Source organism: Acidimicrobiales bacterium (assembly GCA_036399815.1).
GTDB lineage: Bacteria > Actinomycetota > Acidimicrobiia > Acidimicrobiales > DASWMK01 > DASWMK01.
The window spans coordinates 18,087-36,659 of record DASWMK010000047.1 but is presented as its reverse complement, the minus strand read 5'-3'; the positions used below and the strand labels follow the sequence as shown (position 1 = coordinate 36,659).

Annotated in this window: 16 protein-coding genes; 3 read left to right on the top strand and 13 right to left on the bottom strand. The window is 75.6% G+C overall.

Annotated features, from left to right (window positions below; genetic code table 11):
• Positions 1-5: 5 nt before the first annotated feature.
• Together VGB14_03630 and VGB14_03625 are read right to left on the bottom strand one after the other, a co-directional pair.
• Complete coding sequence (locus VGB14_03630) at positions 6-2,531, bottom strand: MMPL family transporter (protein ID HEX9991997.1); 2,526 nt, start codon at positions 2,529-2,531, stop codon at positions 6-8.
• Between the two features lie 12 nt (positions 2,532-2,543).
• The gene (locus VGB14_03625) at positions 2,544-3,479 is read right to left on the bottom strand and encodes an alpha/beta hydrolase (protein ID HEX9991996.1); all 936 of its coding nucleotides are present in this window, start codon (positions 3,477-3,479) and stop codon (positions 2,544-2,546) included.
• 64 nt (positions 3,480-3,543) lie between these two features.
• On the opposite strand from VGB14_03625, the gene VGB14_03620 reads away from it, so the two are divergent.
• From VGB14_03620 to VGB14_03610, 3 genes are all read left to right on the top strand, one after another.
• Positions 3,544-4,005 (top strand): DUF3565 domain-containing protein, encoded by a 462-nt coding sequence (locus tag VGB14_03620; GenBank protein ID HEX9991995.1) that lies wholly within the window; start codon positions 3,544-3,546, stop codon positions 4,003-4,005.
• 113 nt (positions 4,006-4,118) lie between these two features.
• Complete coding sequence (locus VGB14_03615) at positions 4,119-6,395, top strand: proprotein convertase P-domain-containing protein (GenBank protein ID HEX9991994.1); 2,277 nt, start codon at positions 4,119-4,121, stop codon at positions 6,393-6,395.
• A gap of 61 nt (positions 6,396-6,456) precedes the next feature.
• Positions 6,457-7,068, top strand: coding sequence for a VOC family protein (locus VGB14_03610; GenBank protein HEX9991993.1), 612 nt, complete (start codon positions 6,457-6,459; stop codon positions 7,066-7,068).
• A 24-nt stretch (positions 7,069-7,092) separates the two neighbouring features.
• On the opposite strand, the gene VGB14_03605 is transcribed toward VGB14_03610, so the two are convergent.
• From VGB14_03605 to VGB14_03555, 11 genes are all read right to left on the bottom strand, one after another.
• Positions 7,093-8,088 carry a class I SAM-dependent methyltransferase gene (locus VGB14_03605; protein ID HEX9991992.1) on the bottom strand — a complete coding sequence of 332 codons (996 nt, stop codon included), beginning with the start codon at positions 8,086-8,088 and terminating at the stop codon, positions 7,093-7,095.
• Positions 8,081-9,988 (bottom strand): radical SAM protein, encoded by a 1,908-nt coding sequence (locus VGB14_03600; GenBank protein ID HEX9991991.1) that lies wholly within the window; start codon positions 9,986-9,988, stop codon positions 8,081-8,083. The genes VGB14_03605 and VGB14_03600 overlap by 8 nt, the downstream gene beginning before the upstream one ends.
• Positions 9,979-10,737: a hypothetical protein gene (locus VGB14_03595; protein ID HEX9991990.1), complete on the bottom strand. Its 759-nt coding sequence runs from the start codon at positions 10,735-10,737 to the stop codon at positions 9,979-9,981. The genes VGB14_03600 and VGB14_03595 overlap by 10 nt, the downstream gene beginning before the upstream one ends.
• Complete coding sequence (locus tag VGB14_03590; protein ID HEX9991989.1) at positions 10,727-11,578, bottom strand: DUF692 family protein; 852 nt, start codon at positions 11,576-11,578, stop codon at positions 10,727-10,729. The genes VGB14_03595 and VGB14_03590 overlap by 11 nt, the downstream gene beginning before the upstream one ends.
• Before the next feature lie 22 nt (positions 11,579-11,600).
• Complete coding sequence (locus VGB14_03585) at positions 11,601-11,804, bottom strand: hypothetical protein (GenBank protein HEX9991988.1); 204 nt, start codon at positions 11,802-11,804, stop codon at positions 11,601-11,603.
• Positions 11,805-11,886: 82 nt separating this feature from the next.
• Positions 11,887-13,404 (bottom strand): cytochrome P450, encoded by a 1,518-nt coding sequence (locus tag VGB14_03580; GenBank protein HEX9991987.1) that lies wholly within the window; start codon positions 13,402-13,404, stop codon positions 11,887-11,889.
• Between the two features lie 49 nt (positions 13,405-13,453).
• On the bottom strand, positions 13,454-13,918 hold the full coding sequence (locus VGB14_03575) for a hypothetical protein (GenBank protein HEX9991986.1): 465 nt from the start codon (positions 13,916-13,918) through the stop codon (positions 13,454-13,456).
• A 130-nt stretch (positions 13,919-14,048) separates the two neighbouring features.
• Complete coding sequence (locus VGB14_03570) at positions 14,049-14,771, bottom strand: VOC family protein (protein ID HEX9991985.1); 723 nt, start codon at positions 14,769-14,771, stop codon at positions 14,049-14,051.
• A gap of 41 nt (positions 14,772-14,812) precedes the next feature.
• Positions 14,813-15,553, bottom strand: a complete 741-nt coding sequence (locus tag VGB14_03565; GenBank protein HEX9991984.1) for a DUF4386 domain-containing protein — start codon at positions 15,551-15,553, stop codon at positions 14,813-14,815.
• A complete protein-coding gene (locus VGB14_03560) occupies positions 15,550-15,831 on the bottom strand; it encodes a hypothetical protein (protein ID HEX9991983.1) in 282 nt (93 codons plus the stop codon). Before VGB14_03560 ends, VGB14_03565 begins: the two co-directional genes overlap by 4 nt.
• Before the next feature lie 72 nt (positions 15,832-15,903).
• A complete protein-coding gene (locus VGB14_03555; GenBank protein ID HEX9991982.1) occupies positions 15,904-18,573 on the bottom strand; it encodes a LuxR C-terminal-related transcriptional regulator in 2,670 nt (889 codons plus the stop codon).

Sequence of the window (18,573 nt, the reverse complement as noted above, 5' to 3'; positions counted from 1 at the left end):
CGCCCTCAGGCGGTGACCGGCCCGCCGGCCCTGGCCGGGTCGGCGGCGGGGCGGTCGGTCGGGATGAACGGCTCCTGCCGCCGCACCAGCCCGCGGGTCACCCAGCCCCGCCGCTCGGCCCACACCAGCAGGGGCGGGAGGACGACGAGGGCGCTCAGGAGGGCGACGGTGACGTTCATGGCCACGATGCGCCCGAAGTCCCGCAGCAGGGGCAGCGACGACAGGGACAGCACGGCCACCCCGGAGATGGCGGTGAGCGCGGAGACGATGAACGCCCGGCCGGTGCGCTGGCCGACCACGTCGGCCGCCTCCTGGGGCTCGTGCCCCCGCTGCCGCTCCTCCACGAAGCGCAGGAGGATCAGCGAGGTGAACTCGGTGCACAGGGCGACGACGAGCGGGCCGCCCACGGCCGTGAGCGGGCTGAGCCGGAAGCCGGCGGCGTAGGCGACGAGCGACGCCGTGCCGACGGCGATGGCCACCGGCACGAGCGACAGCAGGGCCCGCACGAGCGAGCGGAGGCGGACGGTGAGGAACAGGAACACGAACGCCATGGCGAGGTAGGTGAGGACGACGCGGTTGGCCTCGAGGTTCTCGAGCAGCCCCACGCCCACCACGCCGAGCCCCGATGGGGTGGCCGACACGCCCTCGGGCGGGTCGGTGCCGTCGCGGATCTCGTCGACCACGGTCGCCAGGTCGCCGACCGCGCCGGGCTCCACGCGGAAGACCACGTTGGCCGCCGTGCCGTCGTCGCTCACGAGGAGGCGCCGCACGTCCTCGGGCGCCATCTCCGAGGCGGCCCGCACCTCCGACCCGAGCGGGGTGACGTCGCTCGCCCCCGGTAGGGCGACGAGCGACGCCAGGGTGGCCTCCATGCTCGCCGCGGTCACGAAGCCCCTGGGCACGTCGGCCCGGTCGGCGCCGAAGTCCCGCAGCTGCTCGGCGGTGAAGTCGTGGAGGAAGGCGACGGTGTCGTCGCTGAACACGTCGTCGGAGCGCACGTAGACGCCGAGCTCGCTCGAGCTGCCGACCTCCCGCTCCACCGTGCGGATGTCCCTGATCGTCTCCGACTCCTGGTTGACCCACTGGATCGGGTCGGTCTGGAGGGTCAGGTCGTCCTCCACGAGGATGCCGCCGGCGAACACGACGACGGCGAGCACGGCGAGCGGGAGGGCGAAGGCCTGGGGCAGCCGGCCGAGGAACTCGGTGAGGCGGCCCAGCGCGCCGCCCCGGAAGTCCCTGCCCCTCGTCGGCGACCGGAACTCCCGGATGCCGAGGATGGCGGTGGGCAGCACGATCGAGCACAGGCAGATCACGGCGATGCCGACGGCGAGCAGCAGGCCGAACTGGCGGATCATCGGCACCTTGGCGAACCGCAGGGCGGCGAAGGCGAAGATGGCGTCGAAGGTGACGACGAGGAGGGCCGGGTTCAGGTTGCGGGCCGTCTCCTGGATGGGGTGCTCGGCCCGGTCGAGGACGGCCTCCTCCTCCACCCTGGCGTGGAGCTGGATGGCGTAGTCGATGCCGACGCCGAGCATGACCGGCAGTCCCGCGATCGTGGCGATCGTGAGCGGGATGCCGAGGTAGCCGGCCACGCCGAAGGCCCACACGACGCCGACGAGGATGACGGCGAGCGGGAGCAGCCGCCACCGCACGTCGAACAGCAGCAGCAGGATCACGACCATCACGGCGGCGGCGATGCCGCCGAGCACCAGCATCCCGCCCCGCAGGTAGTCGTTGATGTCCTTCAGCAGGATCGGCGCGCCGGTCGCCACGACCGTGGCGTTCGGCAGGTCGAGGCGGCGCATCCGCTCCTGGGCGACCACCGCGTTGGCGCCCTCGTCCTCGATCGACAGGTTGCCCCGCAGCCGCACGAGCACCTGCGCGTGCCGGTCGTCGGGGAAGAACGAGCGGGCCGAGGCCCTGACCTCCCCGTTGGCCTCGTGGAGCAGGAAGTCGACCCACTCCGGGTTGTCGAGGGTGCGCTCTTCGCACGGCACGGCGTTGATCCGCTCGAGGGTCTCCCCGGCGTTGGCCAGCCGGACGGCCTGCCGGTCGGGATCGGTCTCCAGGCCGAGCGCCCGCACCAGCAGCTGCCCGGCCACGCCCGTGGTCGGGTCGCAGGCCGGCGGCCCGGCCCCCACCAGCCGGTCGGAGAACTCGAGGGCCTCGACCGGGGTGACGACGCCCTGGTAGTCACCGGTGGCGGCCAGGTCGTCGTGCAGGCGGCGCAGCTCGGACGCGCCGTCGTCGAACAGCTCGGCCACCGTGTGGCCCTCGTCCATGGTGATCACGCCCAGCATCGCCTGCCCGCCGAACAGCCGCTGGTAGGCGACGTTGTCCCGGTAGACCGTGCTGTCCCGCTCCAGGTAGCTGTCCTGGCCGGTGGCGAAGTCCAGCCGGGAGATCCCCGCGCCGAGCGCCAGCGTCACGACCAGGCCGGCGAGCGAGACGAGCCCCGCCCGCTTCCCCATGACGACCGCGAACCGCGACCAGAACCGCTGCATGATGCCGCCCCTCCCCGTGGTGGACACGCCACGCAGGGCTTACCACTCCTCGGGCGACGGCGCCGGATACGGGCCGGCGGCGACGGCGGCGAGGGGCCGGCCGGGCGCCGGGGCGGCCGTGTGGGCCACGAGCTCCCTGGTGATGGCCGGCCACAGCGGGCGGGGCAGGTCGTGGCCCATGCCCGAGAACCCGACGAAGGTGGACCGGGGGATCGTGCGGGCGAGGGCGAGGCCGCCGGTCGGGCTGACGAGGCGGTCGTCGAGGCCGTGGACGACGAGGGTGGGCAGGGTCAGCCTGGCCAGGTCGGCCGTGCGGTCGGGCTGGGCCGTGATGGCGGCCAGCTGGCGGCGGTGCCCGGCCGGGTCGTGGCCCCGGTCGTAGGCGGCCGCGGCCATCCGCCGGGTCCACTCCTCGTCGAAGGGGTAGCCGCGCGACCCGATCAGCCGGAACGTGTCGACCACCTGGCGCACGGCCCGCGCCCGGCTCGACGCCGGCCGCCGGAGGGCGAGCCGCCACACGAGGCCGAGGGCGGGCCGGCCGACCCGCCGGCTCCCCGTCGACGTCATGATCAGGGTGAGGGTGCGGACGCGGGCCGGGTGGCGGAGGGCGACGGTCTGGGCCACGAACCCGCCCATCGACGCGCCGACGACGTGCGCCGAGTCGAGGCCGAGGGCGTCGAGCAGGCCGGCCACGTCGTCGGCCAGGTCGTCGATCCGGTAGGGCGACCGCCGCCGGGCGAGGTCGCGCAGCCTCGGCGTGCCGAGCTCGGGGAGGTGGGTGGACTGGCCGACGTCGCGGTTGTCGAAGCGCACGACGAACCGGCCGGCGGCGGCCAGGTCCTCGCACAGCTCGTCGGGCCAGGCGATCCGCTGAGTGGCGAGGCCCATCACCAGCAGCACCGGCGGGTCGGCGGGCGACCCGAACGTGTCGTAGGCGATGGTGATCCCGTTGGCGTGGGCGACGTCCGAGCGCAAGCCGGCCTCCCTGTCGGCGAGGCCCCTCCCCTACCCCGGGGGGCCGGCGGGGAACGCTCCCGTCGTGCGCCGCACCATCGAGGGGTTCCACCGGGACGACGCCGGCGACTGGGTGGCCGAGCTGTCCTGCCGGCACGGCCAGCACGTGCGCCACCAGCCGCCGTTCCGGGAGCGCCCGTGGGTGACGACCGAGGAGGGCCGTGCCGGCCGGGTGGGCACCGCGCTCGACTGCCCGCTCTGCGACCGGGCCGAGCCGCCCGATGGCCTGCGGACGGTGCGCACGGCCGGCCCGTTCGACGCCGCCACCGTGCCCGCCGGCCTGCGGCGCGACCACCGGGTGGCCGAGGGCACGTGGGCGGTGGTCCGGGTGCTCGACGGGTCGCTGCGGTTCACGATGGCCACCGACCCGCCCGTCGACCGGGTGCTGCGGGCCGGCGACGCCCAGCCCGTCCCGCCCGGCGTGCCCCACGCCGTCCACCCGGACGGGCCGGTGCGGGTCGCCGTGGACTTCCTCGCACCGGCGTAGGCGCACGGCTCGGCCGCGCCGCGACCGCGCTCCAGCCCACGGCGGAGCGTGAGGGCGTACGCTGCCCGGCGGGAGGGAGAAAACCTATGCACCGTCCGTACCGGCGCGCGGCCTTGATCGCCGCCGTCGTGATCGCGCTCGTCGCCCCGTCTCCTGCCGAGGCGTCGCGACCGACCACCAAGCCCGGCCCGCCGACCGCCACCGCCATGTCGGGAGCCGCCTTCAACCGCCGAGCGGCGCTCGCCGCACGGTTCCCACCGGGGCAGTTCGACTCCGACGTCGTCGCCGTCGTGACCGACCCGACGACCCTCGTCAACAACCCGGCGGCCGACACGACCGCCCGCGACACCCAGAGCGAGACGTCGGCCGTCGCCGTCGGCACCAACGTCGTCGTCGCCTACAACGACTCCGGCTCCTACACCGGGTCCAACAACCACTTCACCGGCTGGTCGGTGTCCACCAACTCGGGGAACTCGTTCACCGACATGGGCGCGCTGCCCAACAGCCCCGGCGGTGACGCGGGCGACCCCGTGCTCGCGGCCAACCAGGCGACCGGGCGGGTCTACCTGGCGACGCTCGAGTTCAACTCGCTGGCCAACATCCAGCTGTTCCGCTCCGACACCGGCGGCCAGTCGTTCCAGGCGCCGGTGAACGCCACGCCGGGGATGCCGGCCGGGTCGCAGCAGGACAAGGAGTGGATGGCGGTGGACAACTTCCCTGGCACCTGCCAGGGCAACGTGTACCTCGGCTGGCGCCAGTTCGGCGGGGCCAACGAGGGGATGCAGTTCACCCGGTCGACCGACCACGGCGCCACGTGGGGCCCGAGCGGCGGGCTCGACATCGTGCTCGGCACGTCCCAGGGCGCGTACGTCGCCGTCGGCCCCGACCACAGCGTGTACTACTTCTGGCTCGGCGCCGGCAACGTGATCAACGTGCGGAAGTCGACGGACTGCGGTGTCTCCTTCGGGCCGACCGTGCTCGTCACCGACATCCTCAGCCCCGGCACCAACGGCGACCTCGGGCTCAACGGCGGGTTCCGCTCGAACGCGTTCCCGCACGTCGCCGTCCACCCGGTGACCGGCGCCATCTTCGTCGTGTTCAACGACGACCCGGCCGGCGTCGACCGCTCGGACGTGTACTACGTGTCGTCGACCAACGGCGGGTCGTCGTGGTCGCCGCGGGTGCGGATGAACACCGACGCCACCACGAACGACCAGTTCTTCCCGACGATCGCGTTCACGCCGAACGGCAACAACGGGATGGTGTCGTGGTACGACCGCCGCAACGACGCCGCCAACCTCGGCATGCAGCGCTACGGCCGCGTCGGCAAGGCGCCGGCCGGCACCCTCGCCCTGAACACCGAGTTCGCCATGAGCCCGGTGTTCCCGGTGGCCATCGGCCAGGACCCGGTCATCAACCCGGTGTACATGGGCGACTACGACCAGATCGCCGCCACCGACGCCAGCTTCTTCCCGGTGTGGGGCGACAACCGGGACGGCAACTCGGTGCACGCCAACCAGCCCGACGTCCGCTACGCCAAGGTCCCGGCCAAGGGCGCCACCGACGTCAGCCTCGCGTTCAGCGACGCCCCCGACCCGGTGACCCAGGGCGGCACGACCACGTTCTCGGCCACGGTGACGAACACCGGGACGAAGACCGCCCAGGTCGTGTTCCTGACGGTCAAGCTCGGGCCCGGCCTCGTCGCCGAGGACGTCACCCCGTCGGCCGGCACGTGCTACGGCGGGCAGACCGCGGTCTGCCGGCTCGGCCGCATCCCGGCCGGCGCGACCGTCACCGTCCAGGCCGACGCGTTCGCCGCCGGCTCGGGGACCGTCACGACGACGGCCTCGCTCACGACGGGGACGAAGGACCCGGACCAGAGCGACAACAACCGCTCGGTGACCACGACGATCGACCCGGGCAGCACGGTGGTGACGAACGCCAGCACCGGGAACATCGCCACCCCGCTGGCCGACGTGACCACGACGAACGTCCCGATCACCGTGTCGGCCCCGGCCGGGACGCGGGCCGTCGACGTGAACGTGTCCATCCGGGCCAACCACACCTACGACAGCGACGTCCAGGTCTCGCTGATCTCGCCGGACGGCACCCAGGTGATGCTGGCCAACCGGCGGGGCGCGGACGGCGACAACTTCGGCAGCGGCACCACCAGCTGCGCCGGCACGTTGACGGGGTTCGACGACTCGGCGGCGACGCCGATCGGGTCGGGGGTGGCCCCGTTCAACGGGACGTTCACGCCCGACCAGCCGCTGTCGGGCCTCCAGGGCGCCACGGTGAACGGCACCTGGACCCTTCGGTGGACGGACCTGGCCGGCGGCGACTCGGGGACGATGTTCTGCGTGAACCTCGCCATCACCCGGCCGTCCTGACCACGGCAGCTCGCGGCACGCGCCGGGCCGGGCGACCGGCCCGGCGCATGCCGACCGCCAGGTGATCGACCACCTCGTCTACGGCGCGCCGGACCTCGGTGCCGCCGTCGACGACCTCGAGCGCCGCCTCGGCGTGCGCGTCGCGCCCGGAGGCCGGCACGCCGGCGTCGGCACGCACAACGCGCTGGTCGCCCTCGGGCCGACGACGTACCTCGAGGTCATCGCGCCCGACCCCGACCAGCCGCCGCCGCCCCGGCCCCGCCCCTTCGGGCTCGACGGGCTCCGCGCGCCCGGCCTGGTCGGCTGGGCGGTCGGCTGCGACGACGTCGACGCCGCCGTCGCCCGGGCTCGCGCCGCCGGGCACGACCCGGGGGACCCGGTCGAGATGACCCGCACGACGCCGGCGGGCGCCGTCCTCCGCTGGCGGCTCACGGCGAACGCGCGGGGCGGCGGCCCGGTGCCGTTCCTCATCGACTGGGGCACCACGCCCCACCCCGCGTCGTCCGCTCCCCCGGGCCTCACCCTCGCCGACCTCACCGTCGAGCACCCCGACCCCGAGGGGCTGGCCGCCGTCCTCCGGGCCCTCGGCGCCGTCGTGACCGTCACGGCCGCGCCGGTCGCCGCGCTCGTCGCCCGCGTCGACGGTCCATCGGGCAGCACGCTGCTGCGCTGACGGCGCCGGGCCGGCGGGCGCCGGTCAGCGGCGGCCGGGCAGGAGCAGGAGGTGGACGAAGAACGACCGGGCGCCGTCCTCGGCCAGGTGCAGCACCTGGGCGCCGGCCTCCCGGTAGGCCTCCCGCCAGCCGTCGTGGTCCGCGGGCGGGACCCCCTGCCCGGACAGGGCCTGGACGAGGTCGTGGAGGGCGCCGGGCGCCGGCCACGGCGGCGGCCGGCGGCCCAGGCGGCCGAAGTAGTCGGTGACGACGACGGCCCGGCCCGGGAAGCCGCCGGCGAGCGACCGCAGCCAACCGGCGACGGTCGGCCGCCCGTCCCGCCCGTCGCGCCACAGCTCGTTCAGCAGGCTGGTCGCCGTGATCGAGCGGACCTCCCCGGCGGGCACGGCGGCGGCCACCGCGGCCGGGTCGAAGGCGTCGCCCTCGACCACGGTCACCCGGCCGGCCAGCCCGTCGCCGGCCAGCCGCTCCCTGGCCGCCGCGCACATCGCCGGGCTGGCGTCGACCCCCCAGCCGACGAAGGCCGGGTCCCGCCGGCCGAGGTCGGCCAGCAGCCCGCCGGCGCCGCAGCCGAGGTCGAGGGTCGGGGCGAGGCCGAGCTGGAGGACGAGGTCGGCGACGACGCCGGCGACGGTCGGCGCGCCCGAGAAGCTGCGGGCGTGCTCGCCCCGGTCGACCAGCCCGGCCCCCGTCGTGGCGTCGCGCAGCACGGCGGCCAGGTCGAGCGAGAGCGGGCCGTAGGCGCCGACGTACTGGCGGACGCACGCCCTGGCGTAGGCGTCCCACCGCCCCGTCACCGCGTAGCGCTCGCCCCGCCGCTCGACCAGGTCGGTCACCCCGGCGAGATACTCGAGGCAGAGGCCGAGCAGGCCGGCGTCGAGCCCGGCGGGGGCCGCGAGGTCGGCCGGGCTCGCCGGCTCGGCCATGGCGTCGAGCACGCCCAGCCGGTCGAGGCCGGCGACCAGCGCGGCCACGTGGAACCCCTCGACGGCGTCGTGGACCGAGCGCCGGTCAGGCACCGGCGACGAGCGCCTCCGCCCGCACGAGGCGCTCGACGACCCCGTCGACCGGCACGTCGCCGCCGACCAGCCCGTCGAGGCGCTCCTTCACGCCGGCCGGCGTGGCCGGGACGGCGAAGGCCGACGCCACGAGGTGGGTCAGCGGGTCGACCTGGAACAGCCGCACCCCGCCCGGCGTGCGGACGGCGACGTAGTCGTGCCGGGCGGCCGTCAGCTCGTCGGGGAGCGGCTCGCCGGGCCGGTTGACGAGGTGGTCGAGGGCCCGGCCGCAGTCGTGGAGGTCGTCGAACAGCACGGCGTAGGGCGACAGCACGAGGGTGGCGCCGTCGCTCGGCGACCGGTCGGCCGGCGGCTCGGCCAGGCCGACGCGGAGGCGGACGAGCGAGGTGACGAGGTGGTCGCGGCCGAAGCGGCGGACGGCGTCGTCGACCACGAGGGCGGCGTCGCGCCGGTCCCCGGCGTGGCGGCAGGCGTCGAGCACGAGCGCGGCGAGGTCGAGCCCGCTGGCCGCCAGCACCTCGCGCAGCACGAGCGGCCCGAGGGCGAGGAACCGGCGGGTGACCTCGACGACGGCGACCTGCTCCTGGCGCGGGATCAGTCCCGGGTAGTGGTGGTAGGTGGCGAAGATCGACGGGTGGGCGGCGATCAGGTCGTGGTCGCCCCGGTGGGGCTCGGCGTTGAACTCGGCCACGTAGCCGTCGAAGGCCAGCTCGTCCCGGTGCTCCTCGAACTCGCCGGTGCCGGGCTCGGGCAGGAGCAGGTGGAGCTGGGCCGTCGGCGCGGGGTCGAGGCCGGTCGTCAGCGCGCCGATGGTGACCAGGGTGGCGTCCCGGTCCTCCTCGGTCTCCTCGGGGAACCCGGTGATGAACGACGTGACGGCCTCGATCCCGACCTCGCCGGCCTTGCGCAGCACGGGCTCGAGCAGCGACAGGTCGAGGCGCTTGCGCAGCGAGGCCTGGAGGGCCACCGACCCGGTCTCGACCCCGAAGTACAGCTGCCGGCACCCGGCCTCGGCCATGCGCTCGAGCAGGGGCTCGTCCACGCAGTCGATGCGGGCCGACGCCATCCACTCGTAGTCCCGGTCCCGCACGGCGTCGCAGAACGCCGCCACCTTGCGCTTGTTGACCGTGAACAGGTCGTGCTCGAGCTTGAAGGTCGTGTGCCCGTACCGCTCGTGCAGGGTGTCGAGGTCGGCGACGAGCCGGGCCGGCGACTTCAGCCGGTAGGAGCGCTGGAAGAACGTCGCCGTCGAGCAGAACGTGCACGCCCACGGGCAGCCCCGGCCGGCCTCGACCCGCAGGTAGGGCAGGTCCAGGTCCTCGACGGGATAGAGGTCGTAGGCCGGGAAGGGCAGGGTGTCGAGGTCGTCGACCTTCGGCGCGCCGGCGTTGGCGCGGATGCCGAGCGCCGTGCGGCCCGTCCGGTAGGTCACGCCGGGCACGGCGGAGAGGCGCATGGTGGGGAGGGCGTCGAGGACGGGGCCGATCGTGTCCTCGGCCTCGTGGCGGACGATGACGTCCACGACCGGGAAGGCCTCCATGATGGCCCGGTCGAGCACGGTGGCGTGGGGCCCGCCGAGGAGGACGGGGAGGCCGGGGGCCAGCCGCTTCAGCTGCTCGGCCACCCTGACCGTGAAGATGAACGAGCAGCCGAGCGTGGTGAACCCGACGGCGTCGGGCGAGCCGGCGAGGAGGGCCTCGGCGGCGTCGCGGTAGAGGTCGGGCCCGAGCGCCAGCCGGCCCTGCCTGACCTCGCGCTTGGGGTCGACGATGCGGACGTCGTGGCCGGCGAGGCGCACGACGGCGGCGAGCGACGCCAGCCCGATGTTGGGGTGCACGTCGAAGTCGGTGTGCTGGCGGCCCACCGGGAACACGAGGTTGTCGACCAGGGTCAGGCGCACGGTCCCTCCACGTCGAGGAGCCCCCGCCGGGCCAGCACCTGGAACACCTCGGCCACCCGGGGCACGGCGCCGCCGTCGAGCCCGAGCGCCTGGGTGATCGCGGTCACGGTGGCCGAGCCGTCGGCCGCGGCGAGGAGGGGTGCGAGCGCCGGCTCCAGCCGCTTGACGCGCGGCCCGGCCGGCGTGGGCACGTAGCAGTGGCAGCGGGGCGACCGGTCGAGGCCGCCGGGCGGGGGGTCGGCCACGTCGGGCGGGTGCACGGTCAGGTGGAGCACCCGCACGCCGGGCCGGCGGCGGGGCCGGCTGGCCGGGCCGACGACGGCGCCGGTGTCGGGCGGCGGCACCGGCGGGTGGGCGGCCACCTCGGCCATCGTCCGCTCGTGGGCCAGCACGTCGGCCACGAGGCGGTGGGCGGGGTCGGCGGGGTCGAGCCAGCGGTCCAGGGCGTCGGCGAACAGGGCGACGCGCTCGGCGTCGGACAGCCCCCGGCGGCGGCGCTCGCCGAACTCGGGCGCCAGGTCGGCGAAGAAGTCGATCTCCACGCCGGCCGCGGCGAGGGCCCGCATGGTCAGCGGCAGGTGGAACCGGACCGGGTTGTGGCGGACCTTGGTGATGAACCCGGTGAGGCGGCGGACCCGCTCGGTGTCGAGCCCTTCGGGCACCGGCGACGCCGCCCGGCCCGGGTCCTCGACCAGGCGGGCGAGCACGGCGTGGCAGTACGCCGGGTCGGCGGCGGTGTCAGCCGGCACGGCCGACCGCGGCCCGCACGGCGAGGATCTGGTCGACGACGGCGTCGAGGCGGTGGTCGGGCGCCCAGTTGTACTCGAGGGTGACGGCCCTCGGCGCGGCCTCCTCGGCGACCGTGGCGAACAGGTCGAGCACGGCCGGCGGGGCCAGGCTGGCGTGGTCGTCCCAGGCCACGCCGCCCTGCACCGACATGCCGGAGAGATGGACCTCGACGACCCGGTCGAGGGGCAGCGCGGCGAGGGCGGCGGCCGGGTCGAAGCCGAGGTTGTGGGCCGACACGGCGAGGTGGGTCAGGTCGAGGAGCAGGCCGACGTCGAAGCGCGCCGCGACCTCGGCCACGAACTCCACCTGGCTCATCTCCGAGCCGGGCACGTCCAGGTACTGCGGGTTGTTCTCGACGATGAGCTCGTGGTCGAACCGCTCCCGCAGCCGGTCGAGGTTCTCGCCGACCCGGCGCAGCACCCGCTCGCTCAGCTGCGGGGCCATCGTGTAGGTCAGCCGGGTGGGCTCGCCCTCGGTGCCGGCGACGAGCGCCTCGGGGTCGTCGGCCAGCACGAACGCGAGGTGCTCGCCGATCCACGGCGTGCCCACCCGGTCGGCCCACGACCGGATGTCGGCCAGGGTGGCGTCGTCGGGCTCGACGAAGCCGGCCACCGACATCGACGCGCAGTGCAGCACGACCGGCACGTCGCCGAGCGCGTCGACGGTGCCCGGGTCGTGGCGGAGGTGCTCGAAGGGCACCTCGACGTGGTCGACCAGGGCAGGGTCGGACCGCAGCAGGGCGCGCGCCGCCGGGCCCCAGGCGAGGCCGACCGCCGGCCGGGCCCCGCCGCCGTCGTTCACGCCGACCGTCGCCGCGGCCGGCTCAGTCCCAGAGGTAGCCGCCGCCGAGGTCGCCGCGGGACAGCTGCTCCACGTCGACGTCCTGCAGCACCATCCGCAGCTCGCCGCTCTCCAGGCACCGCATGATCTGGTCCCGGCGGTCGCCGCTCACGTCGAACGACAGCTCGAGGCTCCTGCCGCCCTCGCCCTGCCGCGCCTGGTACTTCCCGCCTTCGCTGCTCTCCATGGAGCACCTCCGCTCGAGGCCCGCGACCCACCCGCGTGGGGCGCCGGACCGGGGCCCAACCTAGGCACGCCCACCAGGGTGGTCAAGGGGCGAACCGCCCGAAGTCGACGATGGTCGTGATCGGCCCCTCGGCCCGCCCGCGCGGCCCGGCGGCGGCGTCGCCCGGCACGAGGACGACCGGGACGCCGGGGGCGGGCACGAGCGCGTCCGGCACCTGCCAGCCGACCCTGGTGTCGAAGGCCAGGTGGACCGTGCCCGTGGCCAGCAGCTCGGCCAGGGTGGCCCGCAGCATGGCCCGGGCCACGGTGGCGCCGAGGCAGCCGCGGACGCCGGCGCCGAACGGGAAGAACTCGAACGGCGTGACCTCGAGGCCCGCCCACCGCTCGGGGGCGAAGCGGGTGGGGTCGGGGAACCGGTCCGGGTCGCGGTGGGCGACCAGCGAGCTGACGATCACCTCGCAGCCGGCCGGCAGGCCGTGGCCGGCGACGGTCACGGGCCGGAGGGTGGCCCGGGTGACCAGCGCGCTGGACGGCAGGAGGCGCTGGCTCTCGACCAGCACCCGGTCGAGCAGGTCCCGCTCGCCGCGCCGGGGCCGCCCGCCGTCGAACGCCGGCGGCGCCGCCCGCAGCTCGTCCTGCAGGTCGGGCCGCTGGGTGAGGGCGAGGACGGCCCAGGCCAGGCTCGCCGCGGCCGGCTCGGTCGACGCCGCGGCGACGGCGGTGGCGTGGGCCACGGCCAGGGTGAGGGCCTCGTCGTCGTCGCCCTCCGCCAGGCCGTCGCCCAGGCCGGCGAGCAGGCCGTCGCGGCCGGGCCGGCGGAGCCAGCCGGCCAGCTCCCGGGCCAGGGCCCGGCTGGCGTGGACGGTCTGGCGGTGGGCGGCCCGGCGGGCGAGCGGCGTGGTGGCCAGGCGCCGGGCCCGGCGGCCGTCGACGACGGCGCCGACCCCCCGCCCGAGGGCGAGGCCCCGCTCCCCCGGCCCGAAGAGCACCGCGCTCCACACGTGGCGGGCCACGGCCCGGCAGGCGGCGGCCAGGTCGACCGGCGGGCCCGGCCAGCGGCCGACCGCCTCCCGGACGGCGCCGAGCAGCGCCGCCACGGTGCGGTCGTCGAGGACGACGAGGTCCCGCAGCTCGGCCCGGTGGCGGGCGTGGCCGGGGCCGTGGAACGTGAACACGCCCCGGCTCATCGACCGGACGTCGTCGGGCAGGTCGGCCACGTCGGGCTGGAGCGTGCCGAAGTCCGACGCGTTCGTCAGCACCTCGCGAATGCCGGCCGCGCCCCGCACCTCGACGCAGCCGACCGTCCCCATGTGCGACGCGAAGAACGGCCCGACGGCGTGGCAGACGACCGTGCCGGGGTGGGCGGCCGCCGTCCCGAGCAGGTGCGCGACGAGCTCCAGCCCCCGCACCTCGTCCCGCCCCAGCCGGGGCCCGGGGAGGCCCGCCAGCGTGTCCGGTCCCACCGCCGCCACTGTCCCGCCCCGCGCCCGGCCGGGACAAGCGGCGAGCCGTCCGGCCCCGCCGGCGAGCGCCTCCTGGCGCAGGCCGACCAGCTCGGACGCGCCCTCCTCGAGCTGCCGCCTCGTCTCCTCCGACCCCACGTAGGGGCGATCGCGTCTCCCGCTGCGCCACCGCCGGCGGTGGTCCCCGCTAGGGGATGAGCGAGAAGGCGATCGTCACCCGGTCGGGCGCGGTGAAGTCGAACAGCGCCTGGCCGCGGACGTTCTGGTAGCGGCCGGTGCCGCCGGTGACGGCGAGGAGGACGTCCTCGGCCTCGATGCGCCCGACGCCGGCCAGCTCGATCTCGGTCTCGCCGTTCTCGGTGCCGATGGTGGCGGTGACGAAGCACTGCTGGCGGTTCTCGGCCGTGCCGCCACCGGGGACGCTGGTCGTGACGCAGTGGCCGTCGATGCGACCGGCCGCCTCCTGGCTCGGGCTGCGCAGGAGCGGCCCGCTGAAGATGAACTGGTCGCCCCGGGACGGGCCCGCCGGGCGGAGGTCGAGGTTGGTCTCCTCGGTGTTCGGGGCGACGACCGTGAACGTGACGGCCGACGTGATGGCGCCGGCCGAGCTCATCCACACGATGCCGGCGACGACCCCGACCGCCGAGGCCATGACGCCCAGCCCTACGAGTCGCTTTCTCACGAAATCCGTCTCCCTGCTCGGCGGTGGGCCCACAGCATCCCCCGCTCCGGTGGCCGGGGCAATGGCCGGCGGGCGTCGGGTCCGCGGACGGGCCGGGCGGCTACGCGGGCGGCAGGACGCAGAGCTCGTTGCCGTCGGGGTCGGCCAGGGCGACCCGGTCGGCGCCGCCCTCGCCGCGGTCGAGCAGGGTCGCGCCGAGCGGCACGAGCCGCTCGACCTCCGCCTCCTGCGCCGCCCCGCCGGCCGGCGCCACCTCGAGGTGCAGCCGGTTCCTGCCCACCTTCGGCGGCGGCGCCCCGCCCCAGGTGATGAACGTGTGGGTCCCGTCGGGCGCGCGGACGGCGGTCTCCTCGTCCTGGTCCCAGACCAGCGGCCAGCCCAGCGCCGCGCTCCAGAAGAGCCCGACCTCCCTCGTGCCCTCGCAGGTGATCGACCCGAGACGGCTGGAGTCCGAGACGAACGAGTTGCCCGGCTCGAGCACGCACAGCTCGTTGCCCTCGGGGTCGGCCAGGACGACGTGGGATTCGTCGGGCCCTTGGCCGATGTCGAGGTGGCGGGCGCCGAGCGAGAGGAGCCGCTCCACGAACTCCCGCTGGTCGTCGAGCGACGTGCTCGTCAGGTCGAGGTGGAGCCGGTTCGGGCCGACCTTCGGCGCCGGGTTTCGCACGAATTCCATCCGGAACCCGGTGCCGTCGGTCGGCAGGACGGGGACCCGGTCCTCCGTCCCGTCGGCGACCGCCCACCGCAGCGCCTCGCCCCAGAACCGGGCGAGGCGCAGCGGGTCGTCGGCGTCGACGCACAGTGCGACCAGTCGGAGCGACATCCCGGCCCCAGCATCGCAGCCCGGGCGGTCGCCGGCCATGGTCAGGCGAAGGCCGGGACGGGCGTGGCCACGACGGCGGCGGTGTCGTCGACCGACGTGGGCCGCACGCCCTTCACGGTCAGCCAGACGCCGAGGGAGAGCTCCCAGGTGGCGATGGGCAGGGCGAAGAGCACCGCCGGCCCGGAGATCTGGTCCCAGGCGCCGAACAGCGTCGCCGTGGAGGAGGCGGCGAGGATCGGGGCGCCGACGAGCCCGATGGTCGGGATGATGCGGGGCACGAGCCGCGACCGGTACAGCACGGTGGCGAGGCACAGCGCGTTCACCACGGCCATGACGCCGGGCCCGAACAGGAACGTCCAGTTGTGGACGGCGACCAGCGCGTCCGCCACCGTGGAGAGGCCGGCCGCGTCGGTCCCCGCAAGGTCCTGGCGGAGGGTGTGGACGGCGAGGAGGGCGACGACGCCGACGAAGATCGTGGCCGCCTCGAGCGTGCGGGAGGCGACGAAGCCGATCGCACCGGTCTGGCCGTGCCGCCTGATGACCGGGTAGAGCATGACGGCGGTGCCGATGCCCGTCAGCCCGGTGAGCACCTCGAAGAGGCCGCCCCACAGGACGCCGCCGTCGCCGCCCGCGCCGTGGACGAAGCCGGCGTCGTTCAGGACGCCGTCGTAGAAGCCGAGCGCCGGGATCGAGAAGACGAACGTGGCCAGGTAGAACAGGCCGGCGCCGAGCGCCAGCTTCCTCGTGCGGGACATCGGGCGTCGGGTGGTGGTGGTGGTCATGTCGGTTCCCTTCGTGGTGCGTCGGGCGGGAGCTGGGCGAGGGAGACCAGGGGGATGCCGACGTCGCGCAGCTTCTGGAGCAGGCCGTGCAGCGCCGCCTGGTCGACGACGGGCCCGCGGAGGACGGTGGTGCCGTCCGGCTCGCTGGTGAGGCTCAGCCCGTCGAACCAGGCCGACCAGCGGGGCCCGAGACGTCCCGCGACGTGGATCTCGTACCGGGGGACGCCGTCGTGGTCCGCAGCCGGAGCGCCGTCGGGTGTGCGGTCGTCTGCGGTCACGTCCGGACCGTACGGACGGACCTGGTGACCGCACATCACCTCATCTGGTGATCGGTGTGGTGATCGTGCTCCCTACAGCCCGAGCTCGGCGGCCCGCCGGACCGCCTCCCGCCGGCTGTTCACGCCGAGCTTGGCGTAGATGCGCCTGGTGTGGGTCCGCAGCGTGTTCAGCGACACGAGCAGCTCCCTGGCGATGTCCGGCCCGCTCAGGTCGCTGCGCAGCAGCCGGAGGACGTCGAGCTCGCGACCGCTGAGCTCCTCGACCAGCGCCGGGCGCGACGGCGCCGCCGGTCCGCCCGAGCCGGCGGCGAGGACCCGGCGGGCGTGGTCCCGGGCGACGCCGTGCAGCGACGCGCCCCGCAGCAGCGCGGTCATCGTCGGGCCCTCGTCGAGGAACACGCGGACGTGGCCCTCGGGCGCGGCGCGGGCGAGCGCCTGCTCCAGCGAGGCCGCGGCCGCGGCGCCGTCGCCCCTGGCGTGGTGGGCGAGCGACCGCAGCACGAGGATCTCGACCACGCTCCCCCGCCCACCTCGCTCCGCCTCCGCGAGCAGCCGGTCGAGCAGGCCGGCGGCGCCGTCGGTCGAGCGGGCGTCGCCGGCGGCCAGCAGGGTGCGGGCGAGCGTGACGTGCTCGAACTCGTGGAGGTAGTCGAGCTCGTCGTCGGCGGTGAGCCCCCGGTCGCTCGCCCACCGCCGGGCGGCGGCGAGGTCGCCCCTGGCGAGGTGGAGCCGGGCCCGCAGCGCGGGGACGGGCCGGACCGACGGCGAGAAGTCGGTGTCGTACACCCGCTCGGCCTCGTCGAGGAGCACGAGCGCGCCGTCGAGGTCGCCCCTCGCGGCGAGCAGGCGGGCCGTGGCCACCCGCCAGCGGTACTCGTGCTGCGGGAGCCCGGCGGCCCGGCCGAGCTCCCTGGCCACCTGGACGTGCCGGGCCGCCCCGTCGAGGTCGCCCCGCTCGAGGAACAGCTCGCTCAGGCCGACGTGCAGGTCGGCGCTGCCCCGGAGCCCCGGCCGGTCGCGCGCCTGCTCCAGGCCGGCTTCGAACGTCGCCCTCGCGGCGTCGAGGCGACCCTGCGCCACCTGGATGTCGCCGAGCGCCAGCGAGCACCCGAGGACGTCGGGGACGAACCCCGCCTCGGTGAAGTGACCGACGGCCTCCGCGTACCGCGCCCTCGCCGCTTCCAGGTCGCCGACCCGCCAGTGGGCCAGGCCGGTCAGCGCCGTGGCCGCGCCCAGCAGCACGTGCTCCGACGGATCGGCCAGCTCGACGATCCGCTCGGCGTGGGCCATCGTGCCGGCCACGTCGCCGGCGACGAGCGCCGACCCGGCGCGGTACATCGCCACCTGAGCCGGCAGCCGGGCCAGCTCGTCCCGGTCGGCGACGATCGGCGACCCGTCGGCCCGGCCCTCGACCCACCGTTGCGCGATGTCCAGCAGCGGCGCCGCGCCGGTGACGTCGCCGGTCGCCATGCGCGCGCCGGCGAAGGCGGCGCTCAGGACGGGGCGGTCCGGGAACAGGCCCGGTGGCAGCGCCTCGAGCCAGCGGCAGAGGGTGGCTTCCTGCCGGGCCTGGCGCAGCGCCGGTGCGGCCAGCTCGATCAGCCGCGCCGCGCCCTCCGGGTCGTCGCCGGCCATGGCGTGCGCGATCGCCTCGGCCCGGTCGCCGTCGTCGGCGAACCAGGCGCTGGCCCGGCGGTGCAGCCGGCGGACGCGGTCGGGGTCCTCGTCGAGCAGCCGGGCGCGGAGAACGTCGGCGAAGAGGTGGTGGTAGCGGTACCAGCGACGGCGGTCGTCGAGCGGGACGATGAACAGGTTGGCCCGGTCCAGCCGCTCGAGCATGGCCCGGCCGCCTCGCCCCCCGGTGACGGCGTCGCACAGGGGACCGGTCAGCCGGTGGAGGACGGCCGTGTCCAGGAGGAAGCGCCGGACGTCGTCGGGCTGGCGCTCGAGGACCTCCTCGGCGAGGTAGTCGACGACGAAGCGGTCGTCGCCGGCGAAGCTGGCCACGAACCGGGCGGCGTCGTCTCGCCCCTGCATCGACAGCGCGGCGAGCTGGAGCGCGGCGATCCACCCCTCGGTGCGGGCGGCCAGCGCGTCGACGTCGCCGGCGGCCAGGTCGAGCCCCATCGATCCGCGGAGGTACGTCGCCGCCTCGTCCGCCGTGAACCGCAGGTCGGCGGCCCGCAGCTCGACCACCTCGCCGCGCGCCCGCAGCCGGGCCAGTGGCAACGGCGGGTCGGCCCGGCCGACGAGCACGAGGTGCACACGGGGCGGCAGGTGCGCGACGAGAAAGGCCATCGCCTCGTGCACCTCGGGCGCCCGGATCACGTGGTGGTCGTCGAGCACGAGGACGACGTCGACCGGGACCGCTGCGAGGTCGTTGAGCAGGGTCGGGAGGAAGGTGTCCACCGCCGGCCGGCCCGACTCGAGCAGCGGGAGGGCGTCGGCGCCGACCCCGGGGACGGCGGTCTGCAGCGCGGCGACGACGTAGGACCAGAACAGCGTGGGATCGTCGTCGCCCTCGTCGAGCGACAGCCACGCGGTCGCCCGGCCCGCCGCCGCCTCGGTCGCCAGCCACTCGGTCACCGCCGTCGACTTGCCGAACCCGGCGGGCGCCGACACCACGGTGAGCGCCGCCTCGCTCCCCCGGCCCAGCCGGTCGCTCACCCGCGACCGGGAGACCAGCTCGCGCCGCCGCCGCGGTGCGTGCAGCTTCGTCGCCAGCAGCGGAGTCGTTCCCAC

What these genes read in the sequence shown, in the direction of transcription:
- VGB14_03565 (HEX9991984.1), bottom strand. Translation starts at nt 15,553, where the DNA reads ATGACCACCACCACCACCCGACGCCCGATGTCCCGCACGAGGAAGCTG.
- VGB14_03575 (HEX9991986.1), bottom strand. Translation starts at nt 13,918, where the DNA reads ATGGCCTCGGCGGTCGGGGTCGTCGCCGGCATCGTGTGGATGAGCTCG.
- VGB14_03570 (HEX9991985.1), bottom strand. Translation starts at nt 14,771, where the DNA reads ATGTCGCTCCGACTGGTCGCACTGTGCGTCGACGCCGACGACCCGCTG.
- VGB14_03585 (HEX9991988.1), bottom strand. Translation starts at nt 11,804, where the DNA reads ATGGAGAGCAGCGAAGGCGGGAAGTACCAGGCGCGGCAGGGCGAGGGC.